Source organism: Janthinobacterium sp. SUN211 (assembly GCF_030587315.1).
In the GTDB taxonomy this organism is placed as follows: Bacteria; Pseudomonadota; Gammaproteobacteria; order Burkholderiales; family Burkholderiaceae_D; genus Janthinobacterium; species Janthinobacterium kumbetense.
Map to the genome: position 1 here is coordinate 740062 of NZ_JAPWIC010000003.1, position 26142 is coordinate 766203.

21 protein-coding genes and 2 tRNA genes are annotated in these 26142 nt (G+C 64.6%); 9 read left to right on the top strand and 14 right to left on the bottom strand.

The genetic code is table 11. The features are described 5' to 3' along the window. Positions 1-289: 289 nt before the first annotated feature. The 4 genes from O3301_RS14605 to O3301_RS14620 form a co-directional block, all read right to left on the bottom strand. Complete coding sequence (locus O3301_RS14605; RefSeq protein ID WP_289905632.1) at positions 290-1537, bottom strand: DUF819 domain-containing protein; 1248 nt, start codon at positions 1535-1537, stop codon at positions 290-292. Positions 1538-1721: 184 nt separating this feature from the next. After that, positions 1722-3083: a tRNA 5-hydroxyuridine modification protein YegQ gene (gene yegQ, locus O3301_RS14610; RefSeq protein WP_289919269.1), complete on the bottom strand. Its 1362-nt coding sequence runs from the start codon at positions 3081-3083 to the stop codon at positions 1722-1724. Between the two features lie 92 nt (positions 3084-3175). Next, positions 3176-4564: an FAD-binding oxidoreductase gene (locus O3301_RS14615; protein WP_305056712.1), complete on the bottom strand. Its 1389-nt coding sequence runs from the start codon at positions 4562-4564 to the stop codon at positions 3176-3178. Between the two features lie 221 nt (positions 4565-4785). Further along, positions 4786-5424, bottom strand: a complete 639-nt coding sequence (locus O3301_RS14620) for a TetR/AcrR family transcriptional regulator (RefSeq protein ID WP_305056713.1) — start codon at positions 5422-5424, stop codon at positions 4786-4788. Positions 5425-5529: 105 nt separating this feature from the next. Here O3301_RS14620 and O3301_RS14625 point away from each other — a divergent pair, with 105 nt between their 5' ends. Continuing rightward, positions 5530-6738 (top strand): TCR/Tet family MFS transporter, encoded by a 1209-nt coding sequence (locus O3301_RS14625; RefSeq protein ID WP_305056714.1) that lies wholly within the window; start codon positions 5530-5532, stop codon positions 6736-6738. On the opposite strand, the gene O3301_RS14630 is transcribed toward O3301_RS14625, so the two are convergent. From O3301_RS14630 to O3301_RS14645, 4 genes are all read right to left on the bottom strand, one after another. Then, positions 6735-6980 (bottom strand): DUF1059 domain-containing protein, encoded by a 246-nt coding sequence (locus O3301_RS14630; protein WP_099665586.1) that lies wholly within the window; start codon positions 6978-6980, stop codon positions 6735-6737. The genes O3301_RS14625 and O3301_RS14630 overlap by 4 nt on opposite strands. 66 nt (positions 6981-7046) lie before the next feature. After that, a complete protein-coding gene (locus O3301_RS14635) occupies positions 7047-9401 on the bottom strand; it encodes an acyl-CoA dehydrogenase (protein ID WP_305056715.1) in 2355 nt (784 codons plus the stop codon). A 212-nt stretch (positions 9402-9613) separates the two neighbouring features. Further along, a complete protein-coding gene (locus tag O3301_RS14640) occupies positions 9614-10765 on the bottom strand; it encodes a serine hydrolase (protein ID WP_305056716.1) in 1152 nt (383 codons plus the stop codon). 134 nt (positions 10766-10899) lie between these two features. Next, a tRNA-Phe gene (locus O3301_RS14645) sits at positions 10900-10975 on the bottom strand. A gap of 119 nt (positions 10976-11094) precedes the next feature. On the opposite strand from O3301_RS14645, the gene O3301_RS14650 reads away from it, so the two are divergent. Further along, positions 11095-11865 (top strand): hypothetical protein, encoded by a 771-nt coding sequence (locus O3301_RS14650; RefSeq protein ID WP_305056717.1) that lies wholly within the window; start codon positions 11095-11097, stop codon positions 11863-11865. A 45-nt stretch (positions 11866-11910) separates the two neighbouring features. Here O3301_RS14650 and O3301_RS14655 read toward each other — a convergent pair whose 3' ends face one another. After that, the gene (locus O3301_RS14655) at positions 11911-12342 is read right to left on the bottom strand and encodes a hypothetical protein (RefSeq protein WP_099665581.1); all 432 of its coding nucleotides are present in this window, start codon (positions 12340-12342) and stop codon (positions 11911-11913) included. A gap of 208 nt (positions 12343-12550) precedes the next feature. On the opposite strand from O3301_RS14655, the gene O3301_RS14660 reads away from it, so the two are divergent. Further along, on the top strand, positions 12551-13546 hold the full coding sequence (locus O3301_RS14660; protein ID WP_099665580.1) for a cytochrome-c peroxidase: 996 nt from the start codon (positions 12551-12553) through the stop codon (positions 13544-13546). Between the two features lie 42 nt (positions 13547-13588). On the opposite strand, the gene O3301_RS14665 is transcribed toward O3301_RS14660, so the two are convergent. The 3 genes from O3301_RS14665 to O3301_RS14675 form a co-directional block, all read right to left on the bottom strand. Beyond that, positions 13589-15973, bottom strand: coding sequence for a S9 family peptidase (locus tag O3301_RS14665; RefSeq protein WP_305056718.1), 2385 nt, complete (start codon positions 15971-15973; stop codon positions 13589-13591). A 92-nt stretch (positions 15974-16065) separates the two neighbouring features. Then, positions 16066-18324 carry a bifunctional diguanylate cyclase/phosphodiesterase gene (locus tag O3301_RS14670; protein WP_305056719.1) on the bottom strand — a complete coding sequence of 753 codons (2259 nt, stop codon included), beginning with the start codon at positions 18322-18324 and terminating at the stop codon, positions 16066-16068. Between the two features lie 137 nt (positions 18325-18461). Next, positions 18462-19268: a YggS family pyridoxal phosphate-dependent enzyme gene (locus O3301_RS14675; protein ID WP_305056720.1), complete on the bottom strand. Its 807-nt coding sequence runs from the start codon at positions 19266-19268 to the stop codon at positions 18462-18464. Positions 19269-19360: 92 nt separating this feature from the next. On the opposite strand from O3301_RS14675, the gene ptsJ reads away from it, so the two are divergent. Together ptsJ and O3301_RS14685 are read left to right on the top strand one after the other, a co-directional pair. Next, the gene (gene ptsJ, locus O3301_RS14680; RefSeq protein WP_305056738.1) at positions 19361-20662 is read left to right on the top strand and encodes a transcriptional regulator PtsJ; all 1302 of its coding nucleotides are present in this window, start codon (positions 19361-19363) and stop codon (positions 20660-20662) included. A 33-nt stretch (positions 20663-20695) separates the two neighbouring features. Continuing rightward, the gene (locus O3301_RS14685; protein ID WP_289905618.1) at positions 20696-21415 is read left to right on the top strand and encodes a hypothetical protein; all 720 of its coding nucleotides are present in this window, start codon (positions 20696-20698) and stop codon (positions 21413-21415) included. Between the two features lie 50 nt (positions 21416-21465). Here O3301_RS14685 and O3301_RS14690 read toward each other — a convergent pair whose 3' ends face one another. Then, the gene (locus tag O3301_RS14690; protein ID WP_046682222.1) at positions 21466-21771 is read right to left on the bottom strand and encodes a PsiF family protein; all 306 of its coding nucleotides are present in this window, start codon (positions 21769-21771) and stop codon (positions 21466-21468) included. Between the two features lie 266 nt (positions 21772-22037). On the opposite strand from O3301_RS14690, the gene O3301_RS14695 reads away from it, so the two are divergent. Next, positions 22038-22577, top strand: a complete 540-nt coding sequence (locus tag O3301_RS14695) for a DUF2058 domain-containing protein (protein ID WP_077399286.1) — start codon at positions 22038-22040, stop codon at positions 22575-22577. A gap of 132 nt (positions 22578-22709) precedes the next feature. On the opposite strand, the gene O3301_RS14700 is transcribed toward O3301_RS14695, so the two are convergent. Next, positions 22710-22785: transfer RNA gene (locus tag O3301_RS14700), tRNA-Phe, on the bottom strand. Positions 22786-22971: 186 nt separating this feature from the next. Between O3301_RS14700 and dkgB the strand changes: the two genes are divergently transcribed. The 3 genes from dkgB (at position 22972) to O3301_RS14715 (ending at position 26038) form a co-directional block, all read left to right on the top strand. Further along, positions 22972-23796: a 2,5-didehydrogluconate reductase DkgB gene (dkgB, locus tag O3301_RS14705; RefSeq protein WP_305056721.1), complete on the top strand. Its 825-nt coding sequence runs from the start codon at positions 22972-22974 to the stop codon at positions 23794-23796. Between the two features lies 1 nt (position 23797). Continuing rightward, on the top strand, positions 23798-24727 hold the full coding sequence (locus O3301_RS14710; protein ID WP_305056722.1) for an LLM class oxidoreductase: 930 nt from the start codon (positions 23798-23800) through the stop codon (positions 24725-24727). Positions 24728-24793: 66 nt separating this feature from the next. Next, complete coding sequence (locus O3301_RS14715) at positions 24794-26038, top strand: FAD-dependent monooxygenase (RefSeq protein ID WP_305056723.1); 1245 nt, start codon at positions 24794-24796, stop codon at positions 26036-26038. Positions 26039-26142: the final 104 nt, after the last annotated feature.

Genomic DNA, 26142 nt, shown 5'->3' on the forward strand with positions numbered 1-26142 from the left:
TGGCGTTCGAGAACGTACTTTCAATGAGGGCGAACAGGCCGGGCGCGTTTCGAACTTTGTTGCGTGCAATTGACTGTTTTTCAATCAGAAAAAATTACTTTATAGAAAATATGTTGCTTCAAAATACTATCTTACTTCCTGTCATTTGTGACACGATGTTGTCTTTTATTTATGTTTGTGTCGCTCCATAGCAACTGTCGCTAGCTTCCTGCAGGCAGTGCCTATACTGCGCAGCAATGACAACGCCAGCCCGAAGGCTGGCGTTGTCGTTGCCGTGCTGCCAGGAGTGTCACCCCGCCATGCTGCGCAAGATCAAGCCCGTGATGTAGGCGCCGTAGGTGCCCAGCGCATAGCCGAGCACGGCCAGCAGCACGCCGACGGGCGCCAGGGCCGGGTGGAAGGCGCTGGCGATGACGGGGGCCGACGCGGCGCCGCCGATGTTCGCCTGCGAGCCCACGGCCATGAAGAACAGGGGTGCGCGGATCAGCTTGGCGACGAGCAGCATCAAGCCGCCATGCACGGCGATCCAGATCAGGCCCAGCAGGAACAAGAACGGCTTGTCGAGCAGGGCGCCGAGGTCCATGTGCATGCCGATGGTGGCCACCAGCACGTACAGCATGGCCGAGCCGATGGTCGATGCCCCCGCGCCTTCCAGGCTGCGCGCCCGGGTAAAGCTGAGCAGCAAGCCGAAGGTGGTGGCCAGCACGACGATCCAGAAGAAATTCGACGTCAGGCTGTAATCCTGCAGGCGCCATGCGGCGGGCAAGGTATTGATCCAGCTGATGATGGGGCCGGCCAGGAAGTGCGACAGGCCCGTCACGCCCAGGCCCACGCCGAGGATGATCATGATGTCCGTCAGGGTGGCCACGCGCGCGTGCTGGGCGCGGTAGCTTTCGATGCTGTCCTTGAGCGCATTGATGGCCGTCAAATCGGCACCCGTCCAGCGGTCGAAGGCGCCCGCGCGGCCTGCCAGGAACAGCAGCACTGCCGTCCAGACGTTGGCCACCAGCACGTCGACGGCGACGAACTGGCCGAACAGGGTGGCGTCCACTTCGAACACTTCCTTCATGGCCGCCTGGTTGGCGCCGCCGCCTATCCACGAGCCGGCGACAGTCGTCATGCCGCGCCACGTGTCGCCCGCCACCGTTTCCGGGTGGATCAGGCGCAAGGCTTCGAACGACACGAGGGCGCCCAGCATCACGCCGAGTGTGCCGGTGAGAAACATGATGATGGCCTTGGGGCCGAGGCGGATGATGCCGCCGAAATCGATGGCCACGCACAGCAGCACGAGCGCGCTGGGCAGCAGGTAGTCGCGCGCCACGGCGTACAGGCCGGACGTGTTGCCGTCGATGATGCCGAAGGTGTTGAGCAACGCCGGGATCAGGTAGCACATCAGCAGGGACGGGATATACGTGTAAAACTTTTTCCAGAAGCCATTTTGGCGGGAAGCGGTCCAGAAGACGGCCCCCAGGGTCATGGCGAGCAGGCCGAGGACGACGGCGTCATTGGCGATCAGGGCAGAGGTGGCAGGTGGCATCGGGGATTCCGGTGAACGTGTCAGGGACGCACGGGATGCCGATAAGGCCCCCGGGCGCAGGGTGGCCGTATCGTATAGCAATGTTGAAGCCTAAACAAATTATTTAGGCCGTGTCAGCGGGAATTTTTCTTGTCAAATCAAACACTTACATACTGGTTTACCACCTCGCGCTCCAGACTGGCGGTTACAAATAGCGCGCCAGCAAGGCCTTGTCGAGGGATCCGTCGAGTTCGATGCGCACGAAGTGGCCGCTGCCCGGCGCCACCTGGATCTCGCTGCCATCGTCGGCCAGCATGCGGGTAATGGTGAAGTCGCGGTTGCCGCCCGGATGCACGGCTTCGATGCGGTCGCCCACGGCGAAGCGGTTTTTCACGTCCACCCTGGCCCAGCCGTCCGTCACGCCCAGCACGTCGCCCACGTACTGGCTGCGGTCCGCCTCGGACGCGCCGCGCATGTAGTTCTGGTGCGCCTGCGTGTGGTGGCGCTGGTAGAAACCATCCGTATAGCCGCGGTTGGCCAAGCCTTGCAGCTGGCCCAGCAGGCCGATGTCGAAGGGCCGGCCCGCGACGGCGTCATCGATGGCCTGGCGGTAGACTTGCGCCGTGCGCGCCGCGTAGTACAGCGACTTGGTGCGGCCCTCGACCTTCAGCGAATCGACGCCGATTTTCACCAGGCGCTCGATGTGTTCCACGGCGCGCAAGTCCTTCGAGTTCATGATGTAGGTGCCGTGCTCGTCTTCGAGGATCGGCATCAGCTGGCCCGGGCGCTGGGCTTCTTCAATCAGATAGGGCTGGTCGGCCAGCGGGTGGCGCGGCTGCTGGTGCAGGGCGGAAAACGCGTTGTTGTCGGCCTCGGCCAGCGCCTGGTGGAATTCCAGCGGCACCACTTGCATGCCGCCCAGGTCGCCGCTGGCGTCTTCGGTGGCATTTTTCACCTTGTAATCCCAGCGGCAGGAATTCGTGCAGGTACCCTGGTTCGGGTCGCGGTGGTTGAAGTAGCCGGACAGCAGGCAGCGGCCCGAATAGGCGATGCACAGGGCGCCGTGGACGAACACTTCCAGTTCCATTTCCGGGCAGCGCTGGCGGATTTCCTCGATTTCGTCGAGCGACAGTTCGCGCGACAGGATCACGCGCGTCAAGCCCATGCGGTGCCAGAATTTCACGTCGGCCCAGTTGACGGCGTTCGCCTGCACGGACAGGTGCACGGGAATCTCCGGCCACTTGTCGCGCACCATCATGATCAGGCCCGGATCGGCCATGATCAGGGCGTCCGGGCGCATGGCGATCACCGGCTCCATGTCGCGCAAATACGTTTTCAGCTTGGCGTTATGGGCGAAGATATTGCTGGCGACAAAGAATTGCTTGCCGCGCGCATGCGCGCCATCAATTCCCTCCTGCAAGGCTTGCAAGGTCGAAAAATCGTTATTGCGCACGCGCAAACTGTAGCGGGGCTGGCCCGCGTAGACGGCGTCGGCGCCATAGTCGAAGGCGGCATGCATCTTGGCCAGGGAACCGGCAGGCAGGAGAAGTTCGGGAGCGTGGCGCATGGAGGAGGGGCAAAGCCGGCGATTGTAAGCGGGCGGCGAGCGCATTGCATTGCCCTGGATCAAGGGATTGCAAGGCGCTGCGCCGTGGCAGCCTAGGCGGCCGGACAGATGTTCTGGTTGGCGCGGAACAGGTTGGCGGGATCGTATTGCTTCTTGATGCGCGCCAGGCGCGGATAGTTCACGCCATACGCGTCGGCCGTGCGCCCGCTTTCATCCTCGGTCAGGAAATTGACGTACACGCTGCCCGTCGCATACGGTGCCGCGTCGTTGAAAAACTCGCGTGCCCAGGCGATGCAGCGCGCGTCATCGGCCGGCTCGTCCCAGCGCGTGTGCACGTTCATCACGTACAGGGCGTCGCGGTGCGGATAAGCCGTATCCTGCGGCGCCGGCCGGCTCGCCTGCGCGCCCAGCAGGCCGAGGAAGATTTCGCATTGCGGCGTCGGCAGCTTGCCGGCATGGCGGATGACGGTATCGATGGCCGCGTCGCTGAGCTGCGTGAAGTTGTGCGACTTCCAGTAATTGCGCGCGCCCGGCGTGAGCAGCGCATCGAACGCCTGTTGCCAGGCCGTGTACGGCATGCTGCCCAGGTGCATGCCCAGCGGCTGGCCGAAGCTGCCGATGCGCTCGATCGCTTCCTGCATGGCGGCAGATTGCACGGGTGAAAAAACGGGCAGGACCAGCACGTCCTGGCCGTGCACTTCCGGCGGCAGGAAGGGCAGCGGCGGCGCCTTGCGCAAGACGGCCCAGACGGTCAATGCATCGGGCATGCCGTCGACGAAATCGCGGTATTTCGTCAGCACCGCCTTGGCTTGCGCGTAGGGAAACACGATGAGGCCGGCCGTCACTTGCGGCCCCACCGGATGCAGCTGGAACTCGAAGCGCGTGACCACGCCGAAGTTGCCGCCGCCGCCACGCAAGGCCCAGAACAGGTCGGGCTGCTCCATCGCGCTCGCATGCAGGAATTGGCCGTCGGCCGTGACGACGTCGGCCGCCAGCAGGTTGTCGGCCGCCAGGCCCAGCGTGCGGCTGAGCCAGCCAAAGCCGCCGCCCAGGGCCAGTCCTGCCACGCCCGTGGTGGAATTGATGCCCAGCGGCGTGGCCAGGCCGAACGCCTGCGCCTCGTGGTCGAAGTCGTGCAAGGTGGCCCCGCCTTCGACGTGGGCGCGGCGTTGTTGCGGATCGATATGCACCGAGCGCATGCCGGACAGGTCGATCACCAGGCCATCGTTGCACAAGGCGCTGCCGGCGATATTGTGGCCGCCGCCCCGCACGGCCAGGGGCAGGCCGTGGTCGCGCGCATATGCCAGCGCCGTGCGCACGTCGGCCGTGCCCGCGCAGCGCGCGATGAGGGCCGGATGCCGGTCGATCATCGCATTCCAGACGGCGCGCGCGCTGTCGTAGCCGGCGTCGTTCGTTTGTAACAGTTGCCCTCTCAATGAGGCTTGCAACTCATTGAGCTGGCCGTTCGTCAAGGTATTCATCGTGTACCTCCCAGCGGCTGCATGCGGTTATGGGTATGGTGACGGGAAGCAGGAGGACTGTCTCCGCGTGCCGGCCTGCATGCATCGTTTGCCAGCGCGTGGTTTCATGATAGGAAGGCACCAGACGGTACGCAAGCCCAGGTGCTGGCAAATGAAACAAGGAAGTGCGAGGGCTTGCGCTGCGACAGACGCTGGGCTACCTGAACGACGGGGCTGCCGCTTCAGGCGTAGGGCGTGCCTGCCATGGCGGCGTTCAAACCCGTGTGTCCCCGGTCCACCAGGGACAGGAAGCCGGCCTTGGCCAGTTGCGCGTCGCCATGTTGCGCGAAGGCACGATGCGCTTCGATGAGGGCGGTGCTCCAGGTGGCCAGCAGCAGGCTGGCCGCCAGGCGGGCGAGGGGATCGCTTGCATCGCGCCCCGTGGCGTCGGTCAGCGCCAGCGCCACCACGTGCGCCAGCTCGTCGCGGATCGCCCGCGCCCGCGCCTTCAAGGTAGCGCTGGCCTCGATGGTGGCAATGAAGCCCTGGCCGGCGGCGGAAAACGTGAGATAGGGACTGTCCTCGGCCGCCAGGCGGTGCGCCAGCAGGCGCAGGGTTTCGATGGGAGCGATGGCGGGATCGCGCTGGCGCAGGGCGGCGCGCAGCAGTTCGCGTCCCTCTTCCTCGCGGTCGAAGAACATGTCTTCCTTGCGGGGGAAATGGTTGAACACCGTCATGCGTCCCACGCTGGCGGCAGCCGCGATTTCGTCCACCGTCACTTGCTCGAAGCCGTGCACGAAGAACAATCGCGTGGCGGCATTCGAGATGGCTTGCCTGGTGGCAAGGCGTTTGCGGGAGCGGAGGTCGGCAGGAATCGTCATGTTGCCCCGATCATACACGAAGTGTACTGAGTACAGATAACGCTTGATGGTGCGGCAAGATGGGGAATACTATTTATGTACTGAGTACATATTTAGATTGAGTATATGAAGAAATTCCTTCCCGTGGCGGCGCTGCCCGTCATTTTCGCCACTGTCGTGCTGGACGCCGTCGGCATCGGCCTGGTCTTCCCCATCCTGCCGGCGCTGCTGCGGGACGTCACGCATGCCGATAACGTGGCGCCGTATATCGGCATCATGACGGCCCTGTACGCGTTGATGCAGTTCATCTTTGCGCCGGTACTGGGCGCGTTGAGCGACCGCCTGGGCCGGCGTCCCGTGCTGCTGCTGTCGCTGGCGGGCGCGGCCGTCAATTACCTGTTCCTCGCCTTCGCGCCCAGCCTGTGGATGCTGTTGCTGGGGTGCGCCATCGCTGGGTTGACGAGTGCCAACGTTTCCGTGGCCACCGCCTACCTCACCGATATTTCGGCCGAGAACCAGCGGGCGCGCCGCTTCGGCTTGCTCAACGCCATGTTCGGCGCAGGCTTCATCATCGGCCCCGTGCTGGGCGGCGCGCTGGGCGATTACGGGCTGCGCCTGCCGTTCATGGCGGCAGCCGTCTTGAATGCGGGCAATCTGTTGCTGGCGTGGTTGAGCTTGCCCGAATCACGAACGCCGACACGCGAAAAAATCGACCTGGCGGCATTGCATCCCTTGCGCCCCTTGCGCTGGGTTTTCTCGGAGAAAAGCTTGCTGCCGATCACCGTCATCTTCTTTACCTTCAGCGCGGCCGGGGAAGTGTATGGCGTGTGCTGGGCCTTGTGGGGACACGATGCGTTCGCATGGAACGGACTGTGGATCGGCCTGTCGCTGGGCGCCTTTGGCGTGTGCCAGGCGCTGGCCCAGGCTTTCTTGCCGGGCCCGGCCGTGAAACTGCTGGGCGAACGCGCCACCATCCTGACGGGCGTGGCTTGCGCCTGCGTCGCGCTGCTCGTCATGGCGTTTGCCACGCGCAGCTGGATGATCTTCGCCATCATGCCCGTGTTCGCCCTGGGCGGCATCGGCGCGCCGGCCTTGCAGTCGCTGGCGACGCGGCAAGTTGCCGAGGACCGGCAAGGCCAGTTCCAGGGCGTGCTGGCCTCGGCCGTGAGCCTGGCGTCCGTGCTGTGTCCGCTGGTGTTTTCCAGTATCTATTTTGGCGTCAGGGCGCACTGGCCCGGCGCCGTCTGGCTGTCCGTGATCGTCGTGTACGCGGCGCTGGTGCCGCTCGTGCTGGGCTTGCGCTTGCAGAAACCGGTGCAAGCCCTGGCAGGCTAGTGCGCGTGCGAGGCCCCGCTGCTGCCGGCCTGTCCCGTCATGGGCAGATGTTCGGGCGGCATGCCGTCCTTGAACAGTTGACGCAGCTGCTGGCGCAGTTCCGGCGTGTCGTGGTGGTGGTGTACCGAGACTGCATGTTCCACAGCAATGCCCAATAGTTCTTCCTCGCTGTCGGCCGAGATGGCCACCGAGCAATGTGTGTCGCTTGGAAACTCCCGGCAATCGATGAATTTGCGCGTCATGATCGACTCCTTTCTGCAAAGAGCGGGCACTGCGCCCGCTCCATTCAGTATAGGTCGCAAATTCGCCTAGGCGGCGCGGCTGCCGGTATCGGCCTCGTGTACCGGCAAGTGTGCTGGCTGCGCCGCCTCGGCCGGAAAATCGTCGACCTGGATCACGCCATCGGCCAGGCGCGCATATTCCAGCAAGGTATTGTGCTCCTGGCAGCTGACGGCGCCTGCCGCCTTGGCTGCGGCCAGCCACTGTTGCATGGCGGACAGGCTTTGCGGCAAGTGCCGCAGGGCCGCGCCTGCGGGCGTGTCTTTCAGGCGTTTTTCGATGTGCAGCACGTCGGGCAGCAAGGCCAGCGCCCGCTCGGCGCAGGCCACGGGATTGGCGGCGTCGCTGGCGACATGGCCGTCGGCCAGCAGCCGTTCGCGGTCGGCGCCCGGCGTTTGCAGGGCCAGCGCCACTTCACTGCCCAGTTCGTCGGATGGCGGACGGTTTGGCAGGCCAAACGGAAACAGCAGGGTGCGCAGCAGCACGGCCAGCCCGCGCGCGGGGAAATTATCGAGCACGCCCGTCAAGCCTTGCTGGGCCTTGACCAGCGCATCTTGCAGCGACCAGTGCACGTAGGGCAGGTCGGCGGCGAAACGGCCATCGTCCTCGTAGCGCTTCAGCACGGACGACGCCAGGTACAGCTGCGCCAGCACGTCGCCGAGGCGGGCGGACAGCCGTTCCCGGCGCTTGAGTTCGCCACCGAGCACGAACATCGACATATCCGTCATGACGGCGAACGCTGTCGACAGCCGCGTCAGGGCGCGGTAATAGGGCGCCAGTTCCGCGGCGCCGTCGTCGGGCACGGCTGCCAGGCGCGCGCCGCCCAGGCCGTACCACAGCCCCCGTGCCAGGTTGCCCAGGACAAAGCCCACGTGGCCAAAGAAGGCTGCATCGAAATCGCGCACGGCCTTGCGGCCGTCGCTTTCGCTGACGGCGGCCATTTCCTTGAGCACATACGGATGCGCGCGGATGGCGCCCTGGCCAAAGATGATCAGGCTGCGCGTGAGGATGTTGGCACCTTCGACGGTGATGGCGATGGGGATTTGCTGGTAGGCGCTGGCGAGGAAATTGTTCGGTCCCACGCAGATGCCCTTGCCGCCGAGAATGTCCATGCCATCGTTGACGAGCGCGCGGCCCCGCTCCGTGACGTGGTATTTGACGATGGCGGAAATGACGGCCGGCTTTTCGCCCAGGTCGACGGCGTGCGCGGCCAGGGTGCGGGCCGCATCCATCAGGTACAGGTTGGCGCCCATGCGGGCCAGCGCTTCCTGCACCCCTTCGAACTTGCCGATGGGCATGTTGAACTGGCGCCGCACGGCCGCATATGCGCCGGTGCCGCGCACGGCCATCTTGCCCATGCCGACGCTGGACGAGGGCAGAGAGATAGCGCGGCCGGCGGCCAGGCACTCCATCAGCATGCGCCATCCTTTCCCCACTTGCGCCTGGCCGCCGATGACCCAGTCGATGGGGATGAAGACATCTTGACCGGACGTGGGACCGTTCTGGAACGCGGCGTTCAAGGGATGGTGGCGGCGGCCGATCACCACGCCGTCGTGGCTGGCGGGGATCAGCGCGCAAGTGATGCCGGGCGCATCGTTGTCGGAGAGTAAATGGTCGGGATCGCTGGTCTGGAATGCCAGGCCCAGCAAGGTTGCCACGGGCGCCAGGGTGATGTAGCGCTTGTTCCACGTAAGACGGAAACCGACAGTGGCGCGCCCTTCATGCATGCCCATGCACACGACGCCCAGGTCGGGAATGGCGGCCGCGTCGGAACCGGCATACGGGCTGGTCAGGGCAAAGCAGGGAATCTCCGTGCCGGCGGCCAGGCGCGGCAGGTAGTAATCCTTCTGTTCTTCGGTGCCGTAGTGCAACAGCAGTTCGGCCGGCCCCAGCGAATTGGGCACCATCACGGTCACGGCCAGGGCAGAACAGCGGCTCGACAGCTTCATCACCACTTGCGAATGCATGTAGGCGGAGAATTGCTTGCCGCCGTATTGTTTCGGGATGATCATGCCGAGGAAACCCTGGCTTTTCATGTAGTCCCAGGCTTGCGGTGGCAAGTCGAGTTGCTGCTGCGTTTCCCAGTCGTTGACCAGTTCGCACAGCCGCTCGACGTCGTGCTCGAGAAAGTGGCGCTCCTCGGCGGTGAGCATGGCGCGGCCATACGCCAGCAGCTTGGGCCAGTCGGGCCGGCCGGAAAACAGGTCCGCATCCCACCAGGTAGTGCCCGCCTCGAGCGCGTCGCGTTCCGTCTCGGACATGGTCGGCAAGATGCGCTTGAACAGCGCGAGCAGGTGCGGCGCAAGCAAGGCGCGGCGCACGGGGCCGGGCGCAAACAGTAAAGCCAGGCCCAGCAGGGCCAGCATCAGTATGATCGTCAGCATGCGATATCTCCCTGTGTCATGACAACAGAGTAGGCCGATGCGGCCGATGTTACTGTGCGGTACTGCGCATAGGGGCGAAGCCCGGCAGCGTGACAGTGCCGATGAAAAAAGCCAGGCTGAAGGTTGGTTTTTTTGTCATGGCTTGCTGAATGCTTGCTGGCCCCGGGCGGAATCGAAGCAGCGGCACATGGGTTTGCCAAACCAGGCCCGGCCTACTGCGCGCTTTCCATGGATGCCACGGTGTCGAAGATATGCGCCAGCGCGCTTTCCATGGCGCCGGCGGTGGCGTCGCCGCTCTGGTTGGTGATGATGTAGACCCCGAGCTGATATTTGGGAACGATGTAGGCGTAGCCTTGCGCACGCGGCACGCCGCCATGGTGGACGTAATGCGTGCCCAGTTGGCGATTCGTGCCGATGTTCCAGAAATAGGCAATGCTGAAGTCATCCTGAAAGCGTAGCAGCGGCTTGTGCGATTCAACGACGGCGGGATGGTTGCCCAATTGCAGGCGCAGGTACTTCGCCATATCCGGCATGGTCGACTTCAGGTTGCCGGCGGCCCCCCAGGGCAGTTGCGGCATCGGTGTCGTGATGACGGGATTGTCGCTGTGGTAGCCGGGCGCCAGCCGGCCGGCATCCTGGGCTGCGATTTTCAGCCTGGTATCGTGCATGCCGGCTTCGCGCGCGAGAAATTGCGTGAGCAGCACTTCATAGGGCATGCCGTAGATGGTTTCGAGCGCGTGCGCAACGAGTTCGGTGCCGGCGCTGGAATAGGCGTAGTCCTTGCCCAGCGGACCGTTGATGTTGACTGTATGCAAGTCCTGCCAGAATTGGGGTTGTCCGTAGTTGGCATAGGCTGCGTTGAGCTTTGCCGGCGTGGCGTGTGCCGTGAAATCCTGCAATACGGTGTTCACCTGCAATGGCAGCATGCCCGGCATATTGCTGGTGTGCGTGATCAGATGGCGCAAGCGCACGGGCTGCCCCTGCGACTGCAGGTTCGGGTAGGCGGCGGGCAGGTATTTTTGTATGGGATCGTCGAGCGCCGCCTTCCCATCGAGCACCGCGTTCGCCAGCAGCAGGCCGGCAAAGGTTTTGCTGACTGAGCCGATTTCATACAGCGTTGTATCGTTCGGCGGATTGGCCTTGCCGGTCTCCAGCTCGCCTTGATGCAGGATGAACTCCTGGCCGCGATAAACGACGGCTATCGAGGTCGCGTGCAGCAGTTTCGACTGCAGCAGGGTGGTCGCGGTCTGGCGCATTGCCGCAGGAATGTCATGCGCGGGCGCCGTGGCCGCGGGCTTGCAAGCTGCCAGCAGCAGTGTCATTCCAGTTGTGATTGCGGCGAGTCTGATCATCATGCGCACCATCCAGGGGGGAGGGGCATTCTCGCACAATGGGTTCGGCGGCGACAGAAAAAAGTCACGCGTATGGTTTTGCCAGAGGGGGAACGGCGGTGCCGGACAAAAGAAAACGCCACCCGAAGGTGGCGTTATTTTATTCTTGGTGGCCCGGGGCGGAATCGAACCACCGACACAAGGATTTTCAATCCTCTGCTCTACCGACTGAGCTACCAGGCCAAGGCGGCGAATTATAGCAGAAAGACTTTCCACCTGACCAGAGCTGGCTGTGTTCAAATGCAACAGATGGCCAAAACATGGTGTTTTGGCATCCTTGTATGACCGAAAGGGATGTGGCGATGCAGCGACGTATTGGAGTGCAAGGCCTGGCGGTGGCGGGTTTGTTCGGTTTGTTGTGCGGCGCGGCGCGGGCCGACGGGTTGGCCGAGTTGAACGCGGCGCTGGCGCGCTTGCAGGGGCAGATGCCGATCAAGGCGCAGGTCGAATCGAAAACCTGGCGCCGCGAAGGCGAGGGCAAGGCGGCGGAAGAGGATAGCGGCCAGGCCACGGTGGCGGTCGAGGGCGGGCCGTCGGGCTTGCAAGTGCTGTACAGTAAGGAGGTGCTGGCGAAAGTGGAGGCCGAGCAGCGCGCCAAGGTGAAGGATCCGAAGGCCAAGGCGCCGATCGGCTTTGCGCTGGGGGAAATGAAGGCGACGGAGCTGCGCTCCATGGTGTCGGCGGCGGATGCCCTGTCGCGCGAAATCGAGGAAGCCGTGTTCAGCGGCGAAAAAATGGATAGCTACAAGGGCAAGCCGGCGCGCCTGCTCAGCTTTACCTTGTCGCTCGACAAGGTGCCTGAGAAAGACCGCAAGTATGTGAAGAAGTTCGAAGGCGGCCTCGATGTGTGGATCGCGGCGGACGGCACGCCGCTGGCCAGCCATTTCCACGTGGATGTGAGCGGGCGCGCCTTTGTCGTCATCAGCTTTACGCAAAAGACGGACGAGACGCGCCAGTATGGCGTCAGCGGCGACCATTTATTGCTCCTGCGCAAGGAAAGCAAGAATGCCATGTCGGGCGCGGGCGAGAAGGTGGAAAGCAAGATCGTCAAGACCTTGCAATTGCAGTCCTGACTGAACTGTTATAGAGCCTCATAAGTCGCTGAATCAGCGGCTTTTTTACATGGCCGAGCTGCCGCCCAGGCCGCTCTTTTGCAGCACGCAGCGCCCTGCCTGGCAAGTGGCGCCCGGGTCCGTGATGATTGAGCAGGTCGACATCATGCCGTCCGCCTGCTGCTGTTTGCGGCTTGCCTCGGCTTGCGCCTGGGCCAGTGCCTTGAGTTTTTTGCCGTCATTGCTTTTGCTGGACCACGCCAGATAACGCTCGGGGCCGCCGCAAGCCTTGGCGCCGATGGCGATGGTCTGGCATTGCTGGGTGGAATCGCAAGCGGCGGCGCCCACTTCCGCCTGGATCTGCGCCAGCAAGCCGGCATTGCCGGGGGCGGGCGGCGCATCATCTTGCGTGGGGGCGCTGCCGCAGGCGCTGGCGGCCAGCAGCAGGAAGCTGGCGCACGCGGCGCGCAGCAGGGCGGAGTAGGTTGGCGTTTGCATGCGCTCATCATGTGCCACGCTTGCGTAAATGGCAAGCGCGATTCGCACTTGGGCAGAACCTTGATCCCGGTCATTTTCCTTATTAACTAGTCAAAGTTAATATAAATCAACATCCAATCAGCGATGTACGGGTGGCAACCGGGCCGGTGCGCTGCATTCCCGCGCCGGCGCGCGCCGCCGATTCGGGAATGTTTCCAGGAGTTAGACTATGCGCCGCACCTTATCCCCCTTCCTCTTCATCGCCAGCCTGACTTTCGGCAACGTGCTGCATGCCGCCGACAAGGAACCGATCCAGCCGATCACCGCCGCCAAGGTGGCCAATCCGGCCATGGTCGAGCTGGGCAAGAAACTGTTTTTCGATCCACGCCTGTCGCGTTCGGGCTTTATTTCCTGCAATAGCTGCCATAACCTGAGCATGGGCGGCACGGACAATATCAAGACGTCGATCGGCCACAACTGGCAGCGCGGACCCATCAATTCGCCTACCGTGCTCAATTCCAGCATGAACGTGGCGCAATTCTGGGATGGCCGCGCCAAGGATTTGCAGGAGCAGGCGGGCGGTCCCATCGCCAATCCCGGCGAGATGGCTTTTACGCACGAGCTTGCCATCGACGTGCTGGCCTCGATTCCCGCCTACCGCGCGGAGTTCAGGCAAGTGTTTGGCCAGGATAAGCTGACCATCGAGCAAGTCACGCGCGCCATCGCCGCCTTTGAAGAAGTGCTGGTGACGCCCGGTTCCCGCTTCGACCAATGGCTGTCGGGCAAGAAGAGCGCGCTGACGAAAGACGAGCTGGCCGGCTACCAGCTGTTCAAATCGAGCGGCTGCATCGCCTGTCATAACGGTCCCGCCGTGGGCGGCAACACCTTCCAGAAGATGGGCGTCGTCGAGCCGTACAAGACGGCGATGACGGCGGAGGGACGCTCGGCCGTGACGGGCAAGGATGCGGACCGCTTCAATTTCAAGGTGCCGACCCTGCGCAACGTGGAGCTGACGTATCCCTACTTCCACGATGGCGAGGCGGCAACCCTGACGCAAGCCGTCGACGTGATGGGCCGCTTGCAGCTGGGCCGCACCTTCACGCCCGATGAAAATGGCAAGCTGGTGGCCTTCCTGAAAACCCTGACGGGCAAGCAGCCGCATATCGTGCTGCCGATCCTGCCGCCATCGTCGGACACGACGCCGCGGCCCGTGCCGTTTGACTGAATGAGTCCATGAAAAATGCCCGCATCAAGCGGGCATCGGGGTTTATTTCAATGTTCTCTGGAACAACTGATAGATGCGGCGGTACTCGTCATACCACGCTTCCGGCTGCACGAAGCCGTGGCGCTCCATCGGGTAGCTGGCCATTTCCCAGTTATCCTTTTTGAGCTCGATCAAGCGCTGCGACAGGCGTACGGAATCCTGATAGAACACGTTGTCGTCGATCATGCCGTGGGCGATCAAGAGATTGCCCGTCAGTTTGTCGGCGTATTCGATCGGCGACGAGATTTTATACGCTTGAGGATCGACGTCCGGCGTGTTCAGGATATTCGCCGTGTACTCGTGGTTGTAGGTGGTCCAGTCCGTCACGGGACGCAGCGCGGCGCCGGATTTGAAGATTTCCGGCGCACGCATCAGGGCCATCAGGCTCATGAAGCCGCCATAGCTGCCGCCATAGATGCCCACGTTCTTGATGTCGCCCTGGTGCCGGGCTGCCAGCCAGTTGGCGCCGTCGATGAAATCTTCCAGTTCCGGATGGCCCATCTGGCGGTAGATGGCCGTGCGCCAGGCGCTGCCGTAGCCGAGCGAGGCGCGGTAATCGACGTCGAGCACGATGTAACCCTGCTCCACCAGCAGGTTGTGGAACATCTGTTCGCGGAAGTAGACGGGATAGCGCTCGGTCACGTTCTGCAGGTAGCCGGCGCCGTGCGCGAACATGACGATGGGATATTTCTTGCCCGCTTCCAGCTGGGCCGGGCGGTACAGCTTGGCCCAGATCGGCGCCGCGCCATGCGTGGACGGCACTTGCACCAGTTCCGGCATGACCCAGCTGCGCGCCTTGAAGGCGTCGCTGCGCGTATCCGTCAGGATATTGGCCTTGCCGCCGGCAACGGAAATCGTCGCCAGCTGGGCTGGCATATAGCTGGTGGAATAGCGCAGCAGCAGCTTGCCGTTATCGGGCGACAGGCCGAAGTTTTCCACGCCTTTCAAATTCGTCACTTCGCGCGCGCCGCCCTCCTTGGCCGTGCTGGCACACACTTCATACGTGCCTGGCGCCTGCCGGTTGCACATGAAATACGCGGTTTTGCCGTCGCGGCTCCATTCGACGGCGCTCACTTCCCACTGGCCGCTGGTCAGCGCGCGCGCCGGGGCCGCGCCCGTCTTCGTGTACAGGTGGGCGTAGCCGCTTTCCTCGGACAGATACCACAGGGTGGTGTTGTCGGGCAGCCAGCCGAATTCGTCGGCGCGGCGGTTGACCCAGGCCGTGTCGCTGATGCGGTGCACGGGCACGAGGGCGGCGTTGGCCAGGTCGACGTTGGCGAGCCAGCCATCCTTGTTGTCGACGGCGCGGATGCGCACGGCCACCTTGCTGCCGTCATCGGTCCAGGCGATGCCGTCGCGCTGGGCGTCGATGCGCACGGCGCGGTTGCCTTTCAGGGGCGGCAGCTTCTGTTCGGCGCGCAGACTGGCCAGCGGGTCGCTGGCGATGCCGGGCAGGCTGTCGAAACCGATCTCGCGCACGGTGCCCGTGCGCAGGTCGGCCAGCTTCAGGCTTTGCGCGATCGGCATGTTGCGGCCCACGCGCGTGCGCTCGTCATCGACGTCCGGGTAGCCCGTTTCCGTCACGTAGCGGGCCAGTTTGCCCAGCTTGCCCTTCTCGGCCGCCTTGTCTTGCGTGACGAACAGCAGCCAGCGGCCGTCCGGCGACAGGGCGCTGCCGGAAATGGTGACTTTGTCGCCCAGGTAGATCGGTTCCGGTGCGCGCGTGGCGTCCAGGCGGCGCTCTTCATGGCGGCGTTCGCGGCTCGCGTCGCGGTCTTCCTTCTGGCGCGCCAGGTTGACGATCAGGCGCAGCTGCAGGTCGCGCAGGGCGTCCGCTTCCGGTGTGGCGTCCGGGTCCTTGGCGGCGCGCAGCAGGGCGACGGGGGCGCTCAGGCGCTCCGCGCGGCTCCAGCTGAACCAGTCGGTGCCGCTGCGGTATTGCACGGCGGCGCCGTCGGCGGAATATTGCGGGTCGCTGATGGCCGAGACGCCGCGCGTAATTTGCGTCAAGGCGCCGCTTTTCAGGTCGCGCTCGAACAAGTCGCCGTTGCGCAGCAGGATGGCGCGCGTGCCGGAGCGGTTGACGACCATCTGCTGGCCGTCGAGATTGGCCAGCTGCGCGTCGTCGACCTTCTTGCCGCTATTGAATTTGGCGTTCGCGCCCGGTAATTGATAGGTGTCGCGCAGGGGCGAGCCGAGGCGTTTCTGCTTGTAGTAGAGCTGGCCATTCCAGCCCCACCATGCCGCTTCGACGGGCGTGCCGATCCAGTCGGGATCGGCCATGGCCTGGTCCAGGGTGATGGGCGTGGGCGCGGTGGATGGGGCCGCATGGGCGGCGGGGAGCAGAGAGAGCAGCAGGAGCGGCAGCAGGGGAAGAACCAGACGCATCGGGGATCACTTTAATCAAAGGGGATGGTGAAGGTACAGGCTATGAGGCCGGTATTCTAGCGGAGGAGTTTCGTGCAGGAAATGTCGGAAAGCTAAGCCTGATACCGGGCCAGCCAGGCGGGAAAGTCGTTCAGCGGCATGGGCCGCGCATACAGGTAGCCTTGCAAGCCGTCGCAATCGTGGGTGACCAGGAAGTCGGCCTGCTCCTGCGTTTCCACGCCTTCGGCCACCACGCGCAAGCCCAGGTGGCGCGCCATGGCCAGTATCGCTTGCACGATGGCCGTGTCGCGCGCATCGTGCGGCGTGTCGTCGATGAAGCGCTTGTCGATTTTGAGTTCGTACAGCGGCATCGAGGTCAGGTAGGCGAGGCTGGAATAGCCGGTACCGAAATCGTCGATGGAAAAGCGGATGCCGAGGGCCGCCAGTTCGCGCATGCGCGCCAGCGAGGCATCGCGCTGGTCGATCAGCAGGCCTTCCGTCAGTTCCAGGATCAGGGCGCCGGCCGGCGTGCCGTGTTCGGCCAGCGCCGCCTGCACGCGGGCGGCGAAATCGGGCTGGCGAAACTGGGCCGGACTGACATTCACGGACAGGGCGACGGGCTGCCCGGCCCGCGCCAGCATGGCGGCGGCGCGGCACGCCTCGCGCAAGGCCCAGTGCCCGAGCCTGACGATCAGCCCCGATTCCTCGGCGATGGGAATGAAGATGCCGGGCGCGATATGGCTGCCGTCCGCCTGCGGCCAGCGCATCAGCAATTCGGCGCCCGTCACCCGGCCATGGCGGTCGACCTGCGGCTGTACGTGCATGCACAGTGCATGGGCATCGAGGGCGCGCGCCAGCGCCCGTTCCAGGGTCAGGCGGCGTTCCACGCCCGCCTGCATGGCCGCTTCAAAGAAGGCGATGCCGTTGCGTCCTTCCGCCTTGGCGCGGTACATGGCGATGTCCGCTTCGCGTAGCAGGTCGTGCGCCTGCTGGCCCGCTTTCGGCAGCAGGGTCACGCCGATGCTGGCGCTGCAATGATAGGACTGCCCGTCGATATCGAAGTCGCGCGCGATGGCGGCGCGGATTTTCTCGGCCACCTGGGCCGCCGCGCGGGCGGCGCTGTCGAGGTCTTCGGCCAGGTGCGCCAGCAGCACGACGAATTCATCGCCGCCGATGCGCGCCACCGTGTCGGCCTTGCGCATCAGCTGCGCCAGCCGTTCGCCGGCCAGGCGCAGCAGCGCGTCGCCGGTGGCGTGGCCGCGCGCGTCGTTGATGTGCTTGAAGTGGTCGAGGTCGATGAACATCAGCGCGCTGATGGTATTTCCTCGCGGCGCGGCGGCCAGCAGGTGGCCGATGCGGTCCATCAGCAGGCGCCGGTTGGGCAGGCCCGTCAGCACGTCGTAGAAGGCCAGGCGGTGGATGTCCGCTTCCGATTTCTTGCGCTCGTCGATTTCGCGCTCGACGGCCACCCAGTGCGTCTGCTTGCCGTCCGCATCCGTGAACGGCGCCAGTTCCGCTTCGACCCAGTACGCCTTGCCGGCCTTGTTGTAATTGAGCAATTCCGCCCTGGCCGGCTGGGCGTTGGCCATGGCGGCGGCGACGCGCGCCAGTTCGCCCGCATCGGTGGCGGGGCCCTGCTGGAACAGCAGGCTGCGGCCCAGCACCTCGGCGCGCGCATAGCCGCTGCTGCGCTCGAAGGCGTCGTTGACGAAGATGATGCGCGTGGCCGGCGCCGCGCCGTCGGGGGCATCGGTCACTTCGGCGAGCATCACCATGTCGTTCAGGCGGGCCAGCGCCGTGGCCGTCAAGCGCAGGTCGGCGTTCAGCTGCGACAGGGCCTGGCTGCTGCGTTCCAGGTGGCGCAGCAGGAAGGCGCAGGACAGGGTCAGCACGGCGGCGATGAACAGGAAGTTCAGGGCCACGATCAGCGCGCGCAGCACGGGGGAGTCGGGCACGCCCTGCACGTGCAGGGCGACGTCGGGATGCAAGCCGAGGAAAAAGATGGTCAGCGAAGTCAGGGCCAGGGTCGACAAGGCTGGCCGCATCCCCAGCAGCAGGGCCGCCAGCACGGGCATGAGCATCATGTAGATCTGGCTGACGGGGCCGATTTTCAACAGCAGGCCCACGCCCACCAGGTAGGCGACGATGAGGAATTGCCACACGCGCCAGCGGTAGGGCATGGCGCGCAGATGCCAGATGAGACCGACCCAGCCGATGGCCAGCACGTCGAGGGCGACTATGGACCAGATAGCTTCGCGCGCCGCCAGCAAGGCGCTGGGAATGGCGGTGATGATGCCAAGCAGCAACACTACCTGCAGCAGGCGCGAAAAAATCTGTCCGCGCCAGTGCGCGAGATCGTTTGACGCGGCCACGCTGCCGTCCTTTCCCCAGGAGCTGTGCTGCCGAGCTGAGCAGTATGGTAAAAATATTACGCGCTATCTTTATGCATGTCATCTTGATCATTCGGCATGGTTGACTGCGCGGCTACCTGCGGGGCGCGTCGGGCCGCCTACTCCGTCTGCGCCGTGGGCCAGTAGTGGCTATCCGGCGTGTCCCGCGCGCCGAAGATGGCCTGGCCGACCCGCACGACGGTGGCGCCTTCTTCGATGGCGATTTCATAATCGCCGGACATGCCCATCGACAGCTCGTCGAGGCTGATGCCAGGCGGGGCGTCCTGGCGCAGCCGGTCGCGCAGTTCGCGCAGCAGCACGAAGCAGCGGCGCACGGGCACCGCTTCCGTCGACAACAGGGCCAACGTCATGAATCCGCGCACCCGCAGCGCCGGGAAGGCGGGCAGCTGGCGCAGGAAGGCGGCCACTTCGTCCGGCGGCAAGCCGTACTTGCTGGCCTCTCCCGAGGTGTTCACTTGCACGAATACGTCGAGCCCGCGCCCTTCCGCCTGCAGGCGCCGTTCCAGCGCCTCGGCCACGCGCAGGCTGTCGAGGGCCTGGAACTCGCTGGCAAAGCGCGCCACCAGCTTGGCCTTGTTGGTCTGCAAATGGCCGATCACCGACCATTGCAGGTCGGCCAGGTCCGCCATCGCTTCCCACTTGCGGCCCGCTTCCTGCGGCTTGTTTTCCCCCAGCAGGCGGCAACCCGCGGCATAGGCCAGGCGCAGGCTCGCCTCGGGCTTGGTCTTGCTAACGGGCAACAGGCGCACGCCGGCCGGATCGCGCCCGACCCGCTGGCATGCGGCCGCCATGCGCGCATGCACCGCCGCCAGATTGCGGCGGAAGTCGTCCACGGAAACGGCTTGCGGCCAGCGCCCATGCTGCGCGTGCATGGTGGGAGTGGGCAGGGGAGTGTCATTGTTCATGTGTCAGCCTTGTGTCAGCCTTATGAGCGGCAGGAGTCGCCGCAGTGATGTATGATTGTCCTATGCCAAAATATATCATGTCTGAGACCATCATGAAGATGACGGGGAAAACCGCGGCGCAGCTGTTCGACAGCATCCGCGCGCTGACGCAGGCGGGCGAACTGCCGCCGGGCCAGGCGCTGCCGACCGTGCGCGAGCTGGCGGCGACCTTGCGCGTCAACCGCAATACCGTGTCGCTGGCGTACAAGCGCCTGGTGACGGCCGGGATCGCGGTCACGCAAGGGCGCCTGGGCACGGCCATCCGCGCGCAGCGCGATCCCGGCGAGCAGGAAGGCCTGCTGCCCGGCTCGCCGCTGGCCGACCTGGGCGGCGGCAATCCGAACCTGGCCTGGCTGCCCGATGTCGGCGCGGCCCTGGCGCGCAAGCCCTACCGCCCGCGCCTGTATGGCGAGGCCACGCTGGACCCGGCGCTGGAAGCCCTGGCGCGGCGCTGGCTGGCCGACGATTGCCCGGAAGGGCACGACATCACCCTGACGAATGGGGCGGTCGATGCGGTCGAGCGCCTGCTGGGCGCGTACCTGGTCGCGGGCGACAAGGTGGCCGTGGAAGACCCCTGCTTCGTCAGCAGCATCAACACCTTGCGCATCGCGGGGCTGCACGCCGTTGGCGTGGCGGTCGATGCCGAGGGGATGCAGGCCGGAGCGCTGGAACGGGCGCTGGCGCAAGGCGCGCAAGCCGTCATTTTGACGCCGCGCGCGCACAATCCGACCGGCTGCAGCCTGAGCGCGGCGCGCGCGGCTCAGCTGCGCGCGGTGCTGGCCGCCTATCCGAACGTGCTGGTCATCGTTGACGACCATTTTTCGCTGCTGTCCATCGCCGGCTACCGGGACGTGATTCCCCCTGCCGCCCGGCGCTGGGCGCTGGTCCGTTCGGTGTCGAAGATCTTCGGCCCCGACCTGCGCCTGGCCGTCGTCGCCAGCGACGGGCAGACCGCCCGCCGCCTGCGCCTGCGCCTGGCGCCCGGCACGAACTGGGTCAGCCATCTCTTGCAGGATGCCGTGAGCGCCTGCCTGTCGTCGCCCGACGTGCTGGCGCAGGTGGCTCTGGCCCGCGCAGACTATGCGCGCCGCCGCGGCATCCTGGCCGATGCGCTGGCGGCGCAAGGCCTGGTCTGCGCCAGTCCTGCCGATGGCTTGAACCTGTGGCTGCCGCTGCCGGGCAGCAGCCAGGCGGCCGTGCTGGCGCTGGCCAGGCATGGCTGGCTGGTGCGCGGTGGTGAAGCGTTCGGCGTGCAGGCGCCGGCGCAGGGATTGCGGATCACCGTGTCGACCATCGATGAAGCGGGCGCGGAGGCGTTCGCCGGCGTGCTGGCCCAGGTGCTGGGAAGGCCATAGTTTTTTAATTCCTCGCCACAGAAAGGGAACATCATGAAAGTCCATTTCATCGTGCATGAAGCGTTCGAGGCGCCGGGCGCCTACGAGACATGGGTGCGCGAGCGCGGCTACGCGGCCACGTATTCCCGCGTCCATGCCCATGAGCCGCTGCCACCGTCCATCGCGGACATCGACCTGCTGGTCGTCATGGGCGGGCCGCAGTCGCCGTCGACGACGCGCGAGGAATGCCCGCATTTCGACGCCGCAGCCGAACAGGCCCTGATCGCCGCATGTGCGGCGGCGGGCAAGGCGGTCGTCGGCGTCTGCCTGGGGGCGCAACTGATAGGCGCAGCCCTGGGAGCACGCCAGGCGCACAGCCCTGAAAAGGAGATCGGCAAGTTTCCCGTCATGCTGACGGCGGAAGGGCGGGCGAACGACAAGTTTGCCCATTTCGGCGAGGTGCTGGAAACCGGACATTGGCATAGCGACATGCCGGGCCTGACCGACAGCGCGACGGTCATCGCCTGTAGCGAAGGTTGCCCCCGCCAGATCATCGAATACGGCAAGCTGGTGTACGGCTTCCAGTGCCATATGGAGTTCACGCCGGAGGTGGTCGAATTGCTGATCGCCGCGTCGGAAGCCGAACTGGCCATGCTGGAGCCGCACCGCTTCGTGCAGCCGCCAGCGGTCTTGCGCAGCCACGACTGGCACGCCATGAACGGCCAGCTGTTCGGTTTCCTTGACCGCCTCATGCAGGCGTACGCATCGCCGTAAAAAAAACGCCAGCGTCGACGCTGGCGTTGTGGGGCAAACAGGCGAGGCGCTTATTTCTTCGGCGCGCTCAGGCATTCCTTCATGAAGGCCTTGCGGGCATCGCCCTTCATGTCCTTGGCGTCGACATTGCACGCTTTCATCTTGTTTTGCTGCGTCATGGCCGGTGCCGGCTTGGCGCTCAGGCATTCCTTCATGAAGGTCTTGCGTTCATCGCCTTTCTTGCCGGCGGCGTCCGCATTGCAGGTCGTCATCTTCGATTGTTGGGCCGTCTTGGCGACGGGCGCCGCTTCCGGTGCGGCGGCAAAGGCGGTGCTGGCAAACGCGGCGGCGATGCAGAGGGCGATTAATTGTTTCATGGCAAATCCTTGTAGACGCAGTCGGTGGAAGGGGGCGATGCAATCGGCAGAGAATGCCGATATGCAAAACGTAACTAACTATATGACATTTATCAACAAAATTTCCACTCGAGTGTGTCTTTTTGTTACTGGCAGGCAGAAGGCGCCCGCCAGTTGGCCCGGGCAGCCATCTTGCGGCGGCAGCGCCCCTGTTTTTTGCTATGCTAGCGTCTTTCCACCGGCCGATGCCGCTGCCTTGGCCGGCGCACCCTCAATACGGAGTAGTTATGGTCTCGTTGCAAGAGCAGTTTTTAAAGGCCGGCCTGGTCGACAAGAAGAAGGTCAAGCTGGCCAACCAGGACAAGAGCAAGCAGAAAAAGGACGAGCGCAAGAGCGGCACGCAAAGCGTCGACGAGGTGCGCCTGGCCGCGCTCGAGACCCAGCGCAAGAATGCCGAGCGGGCGCGCGAACTGAACGCCCAGCGCGACGCGGCCGCCAACCAGAAGGCCATCGTGGCGCAGATCGCGCAAATGGTGCAAAAGAATCGCCAGAGCAAGGGCAACAACGGCGACGTGCCGTACAACTTTACATTTAATAACAAGATCGAGCGCATCTACGTGACGGCCGCCGTGCAAGCCCACCTGGTGGCGGGCCGCCTGGTCATCATCTGCTTGAACGGCGCCGTGGAACTGGTGCCGCGCATCATCGCCGACAAGATCGCCGAACGCGACCCCGCCATCGTCGTGCGCGTGAAACAGGCCAGCACGGAAGTGGACGAGGACGATCCGTATGCGGCGTTCCAGATTCCTGATGATTTGATGTGGTAAGAGGGATGTTTGCCCGGCGCTGACGGCGCCGGGGGAGTGGTTGCGGGCCGGAAACGGCCTGCGTGTTGTATAGACAGTCCATAAACAAAAACGCCACCCGAAGGTGGCGTTTTTGAATGTAAAACGAATTCTTGGTGGCCCGGGGCGGAATCGAACCACCGACACAAGGATTTTCAATCCTCTGCTCTACCGACTGAGCTACCAGGCCAAGGTGGCGAATTATAGCAGACCAAAACGGGAATGCAAGAGCCGGCTGCGACTTTTCCCCGATTTCCTGCATGGGCATGGCCTTACTTGCCTGTGGGTCAAATATGATTTGATATCAGCGGTATTTTTCTCAATAAAGGATGGGCGCATAGTGTGGCCATCGACATTGACTTGAGAGGATTACCGCATGAACGCCACCACAAATCGCACCGCCATCCCTGAAATCGGCCTGGGCACCTTCCGCCTGCAGGGCCAGGTCGTCATCGATTCCGTCACCACGGGCTTGGACGTCGGCTACCGCCATATCGACACGGCGCAAATCTACGGCAATGAAGCCGAAGTGGGCCAGGCGATCGCCGCCAGCCCCGTCCCGCGCGACGAACTGTTCGTCACCACCAAGATATGGATCGAGAACCTGCAGCGCGATAAACTCATTCCCAGCCTGAAGGACAGCCTGCACAAGCTGCAGCTGGAGCAGCTGGACCTGACCCTGATCCACTGGCCGTCGCCGCAGGACGCCATTCCCGTCGCCGAGTACATGGCGGCGCTGGCGGACGCCAAGGCGCAGGGACTGACGAAAGCCATCGGCGTATCGAATTTCACCAACGCGCAGCTGCGGCAAGCCATCGCTGCGGTGGGCGCGTCTGAAATCGCCACGCAGCAGGTCGAAATCCACCCCTTCCTGCAAAACCGCACCGTCATCGACTTTGCGCGCAGCCAGGGCATCCACATCACGGCCTATATGCCGCTCGCGTACGGCAAGGTGGTCGTCGATCCCGTCATCATGGCCATCGCGGTAAAACATGGCGTGACGCCGGCGCAAGTGGCCCTGAGCTGGTCGCTGCAGCAGGGCTTTGCCGTGATCCCGTCGTCCACCAAACGGGCCAACCTGGAAGCGAACCTGCATTTCCAGCGCATCACCCTGTCGCCGGACGAGATGGCGCAGATGGCGACCTTGGAGCGTGGCGAACGCCTGGCCAACCCGGACGGCCTGGCGCCGCAGTGGGATTGATATGGGCGCCATGACGAAGCTCGGGCAGGGCGGTTTCAGCATCGGGCTGGAACTGCCGCTCGATAATGACTGGTCGTCCACGGGGCGCCAGGCGAATGCGGCGTCCGGCCGCGTGCCGGGCGAACCGGACCTGCAACTGCATGCGGCGCTGGCAAAGCTGGCCGACCGCCTCGGTTTCAGGGCCCTGTGGCTGCGCGACGTGCCTTTGTATGACCCGTCCTTCGGCGACGCGGCCCAGGTCTTCGAGGTGTTTACCTATCTTGGCTACCTGGCCGGCATCACGGAGAACATCTTGCTGGGCACGGCCGCCGTGGTGCTGCCTCTGCGCGAGCCTGTATTGACGTTAAAAGCGGCGGCCAGCGTCGACCAGTTGAGCGGCGGGCGATTGCTGCTGGGCGTGGCCAGCGGCGACCGTCCTGTCGAATATCCCGTCTTCGGCCGCGACTTCGAGCAGCGCGGCGCCGCGTTCCGCGAACAGGTGGCCATGCTGCGCGACTGGGGCGAGACGCATCTGCCGCCCGGCATCCGCCTGCTGCCCAAGCCGTCCGCGCCCTTGCCGCTGCTGGTGGCGGGGCTGGCGCAGCAGTCGCCCGCGTGGATAGGCGAGCAAATGGATGGCTGGCTCGCCTATCCGGGCACGCCGGACGACCATGCGCGGCGCTCGGCGCAATGGCGCGCCGTCGCCGGGGAAGATAAACCCTACGTCAGCTTCATCCACCTGGACCTGGACGAGGACCCGAACTTGCCGCTGCAGCGCTTCCGTTTTGGCGCACGCACGGGGCGCGAGGGCCTGATCGCCGAGTTGACGGCCATGCGCGACGCCGGCGTGCGGCACATCGGCTTGCAGCTGCGGCAGAACCGCCGCCCGCTGGCCGAGACGATGCAGGAGATCGCGGACCACGTGCTGCCCGTCTTTCATGGCATCGCTTGATCTGGGACACGCGTCCTGTACTTCCGGACTATCTGAAAAGGGTGGGGCAAACGCTATAATGGTTCCATGAACAGTCCCACTCCCCCTACCATGCGGCGCTTCATGCATAGCCACAGCGACGTTTGCATCGTCGGCAATGGCGCCATCGCGAAAACCACGGCGCTGGCGTTTGCCCAGGCAGGACAAAGCGTCACCCTGTTATCCCCGGTGAGCCCGCCCGCGCCCACATCCCCTTCGGCCGCCAAGCCGGTCGAAGCCAGCTGGGATGTGCGCGTGTATGCGCTCAATCACACGGCGCACCAGCTGCTGTCGTCGCTGAAGGTATGGGGCGCCCTGGAGGCCGACAGGGTGGCGCCGGTCGACGCCATGCTGGTCAACGGCGACGGCGCGCAGGCGGGCGGACTCGGTTTCGACGCATATGGCGCCCATGTGGGCACGCTGGCGTGGATCATCGAAGACCGCAACCTGGGCCAGGCGCTGGACGCCGCCCTGAAATTTGCGCCGAACGTCAGCGTGGTGCAGGGCCGCGCCAGCCGCCTGGAATGGACGAACGACTCGGCCATCGTGCATCTCGATGGCGGCGACACCATCACTTGCGCATTGGTAGTGGGCGCGGATGGCGCCCAGTCGTGGGTGCGGGGCCAGTGCGACATCGGCCTCGATTACCGCTCCTATGGCCAGCGCGGCGTGGTCAGCAACTTCGCCTGCGAAAAGCCGCACCATGGCGCGGCCCACCAGTGGTTCACGGGCAGCGACGGCATCGTCGCGCTGCTGCCGCTGCCGGGCGACCGCGTCTCGCTGGTCTGGTCGGCGCCCGATGCGCTGGCCGACACCTTGATGGCCGAATCGGCCGATGCCCTGGCCGCGCGGCTGGCCGCCTACTGCCACGACAAACTGGGCAAGCTGACGCCGTTGCAGCCGGAGCTGGTGCGCGCCTTCCCATTGACCCTGATGCGCCCGCACGCCATGGTGGCGCCGCGCGTGGCCCTGGTGGGCGACGCCGCCCATGTGGTCCACCCGATGGCCGGCCACGGCATGAACCTGGGCTTTGCCGACGTGGCGCAGCTGGTCAAGACGATCGCCGAACGCGAAGCGCACCGCGGCATCGGCGACGAGCGCGTGCTGGCCCGCTATGCGCGCGCGCGCAAGGAAGACGTGCTGTTGATGCAGCTGGCCACCGATGGCCTGGCGCGATTATTTGGCGCCGACCTGGAGCCGTTGCGCGTGGTTCGCAATTTGGGATTAAACTTGCTGGATAAATTACCGGCCCTGAAGCGGAAAATGATCGCGCACGCATTGGGACATCAGTAAATATCAGGCAATCTTAAGATATCGCCGGATAATGGCAGGTGTGAAAATTCAAGGTCGCCGCAGCTGGTCTGCGGCGATCGTTTTGTCAAAGAGATAACGATGCC